This window comes from Chloroflexaceae bacterium, assembly GCA_025057155.1.
Classification (GTDB): Bacteria; Chloroflexota; Chloroflexia; order Chloroflexales; family Chloroflexaceae; genus JACAEO01.
This window is the reverse complement of sequence record JANWYD010000156.1, coordinates 1-549: the sequence shown is the minus strand read 5'-3', so window position 1 is coordinate 549 and position 549 is coordinate 1. Positions and strand designations below refer to the sequence as shown.

Sequence of the window (549 nt, the reverse complement as noted above, 5' to 3'; positions counted from 1 at the left end):
CGAAGGATTTATTCGACGCTTTGCCGGAAGTCACCGCGCGATTGCCGATTATCTGGCGGAGGAAGTCATTAGTCGGCAGCCGGATCACGTCCAGACGTTTCTACTGCGTACATCGATCCTTGATCGTATGTCGGCAGAATTGTGCCATGCTTTGCTTGCCCCTGATGCACCGGGTGAGGGTGCGACTGGAACGCAGGCGATGCTAGATTACCTGGAACGGGCGAATTTGTTCGTCACGCCGCTGGACGAAGATCGACGCTGGTATCGCTACCACCATCTGTTTGCCGAAATGCTGCGCGACCGATTACAGCGCACCCGCCCCGATCTGGTCGCCAAACTGCATCGGCGCGCTGCCCGATGGCACCGCGATGCGGGATTCGCCAGCGCCGCCGTTAATCATTTCCTTCAGGCGGGTGATGCCGAGAGCGCGGCTGATGTCATCGAAGCAATTGCCGGTACGACCCTCTGGGAACAGGGCGATGCACAGGCAGTCCTGCGCTGGATCGCCGCGCTGCCGGAGGAAACCGTCCTGGCGCGTCCGCGTCTGGC

The 549-nt window shown here is 60.7% G+C and carries 1 protein-coding gene; it reads left to right on the top strand.

Features of this window, described 5'->3' with window-relative positions:
- Positions 1-549, top strand: a 549-nt coding sequence (locus tag NZU74_20785) for a LuxR family transcriptional regulator (protein ID MCS6883761.1), incomplete at both ends; no start/stop codon positions are given.